The organism is Pedobacter sp. (assembly GCF_045628745.1).
GTDB lineage: Bacteria > Bacteroidota > Bacteroidia > Sphingobacteriales > Sphingobacteriaceae > Pedobacter.
Map to the genome: position 1 here is coordinate 1 of NZ_JAZQPU010000286.1, position 1,741 is coordinate 1,741.

General features: G+C 30.7%; 1 protein-coding gene. It reads left to right on the plus strand.

The annotated features are described in order from the left end of the window. The first annotated feature begins 447 nt into the window (after window positions 1–447). On the plus strand, window positions 448–1,587 hold the full coding sequence (locus ACR2F7_RS10695) for a DUF4932 domain-containing protein (protein WP_432713555.1): 1,140 nt from the start codon (window positions 448–450) through the stop codon (window positions 1,585–1,587). The last annotated feature ends 154 nt before the right edge of the window (window positions 1,588–1,741 follow it).

The window sequence follows — 1,741 nt, forward strand, 5'->3', positions numbered from 1 at the left end:
GACGTAAGACTATGGTTCTTGCTTGTACTTTTATTCGCAGTAAAAAATCAAATTATGAATATTAAAGAATTAGAAGATAGAATTTTACTGAAAGAGCTCTTTGACAGGGTTTCCATCTTATTATTTGAATTAAAAAACTAATGTTGCTTTTGACATTGCAAAAAAAGAATTTTAGTTTTAAATTTTATTGTATCTATAGTTGTGGAGGGAATCTTTACTTGCATAGCCAAAATGTGCTTTGCCATTCAGATGCTTTAATAAATTGCTTGTTATTTGAGGCGGTCTTTCTTGCTTTTCTCCATTCTTTGAAGTGAGTATTAGAGGTGCAGCTTATAAATATCTATTTTATTGTTGCAATTCCAATCAATGAAATTAGGCCGAAATGATAATACGTCCAAGTGACATGTTTGTGTATATTGGCTTTTTTAAAATTCTCTTAAAATTCAAATGAAAGCGATCTCTTCTTTTTTTACAGTACTTGCCATTTTATTTTCCCCTTATTACTCATTAGCACAAGAGAATGAGGTTTCATTCAATTCGGACTATATAAAAAGAAACGACGGAAAAGTAAAAATAGAAATCAATGAGGTTCAAGAGTTGACCTACATTATGTTTGCAATGACTGAACTTGGTTTGAAAGATTCAAATATGGTAAATCATAATACTAGCTATTATAATGAAGTTATTAAACATTTCAGTCCTTATGCCAATCACAACGCTATAAAGAAGATGAACTCTCTTTTAGAGGAAAGTATAATATATCATATTATACTTTCCTCGAATGCTTATGGTTTTAAGTTTAATGGAAGTAGTTTGGAACGAACTGGGGCTTATAATTTCCCTGCCAAAGGAGTTGGAAACTTTGAAGTAAAATCTGATCCCATAATTACTTATAAGACAGATATAGAAGACTTTGCCCATAAATCAGGATTTAGAAAATTTTATCAAACCCATAAAGCTGATTATAATAAAATTGTAGATGATTTTAAAGTATTTGGTGTAATTAATAAACAAAAAAAATGGCTTGAAGAGCGATTTGACTTGAAAATAAACAGTTACTTGATTTTAACTTCTCCGTTAATAGGAGGTATAAATTCAACTAATACTTTCGAGGATCAATCATTTAAGGAAACCATGTTGGTTTTGCCAACTATTAAATATAATTCGGAATGGACATCTGAACTTAATGAGATAATGAATAGTAGAGTAATATTTACAGAGATTGACCACAACTATGTCGGCCCCTTAAGTGCTAAATTCAAGAATAAACTTGATTCCATTTTTAACAAAAGAAGTATCTGGGTCAATAAAGATATTCGATCTACAGAACATTACCCCACTCCAATAAAAGTGTTTGATGAATATTTGACATGGGGTTTATTTGTTCTTTATTGTTCTGATAATTTTCCTGGGAACAAGGTGCTGCTTCAAAAGGTAATCGATCACGTAAATGATAAAATGAAAGCTAAAGGTTTCCCTAAATCTAAGGAATTCAATGAAAAGTTGATTAATCTATATTCTGCCAACAGTTCGAAAAAGATAGAAAAGTTATATAATGATTTACTAGATTGGAGTGCTGATCAATAGAACTTCATTCTACTAATATCTATATTCCCTGGATTTTTGAGGTAAGCGGTGTAGCATTAAATCGGCTAAACCTGGGGTTTCAATCAAAACAATTGCTTTATCTTTAGTTCTTAATGCTCACACATTTTCCAATCCTACCCCACCTATGCAAAAA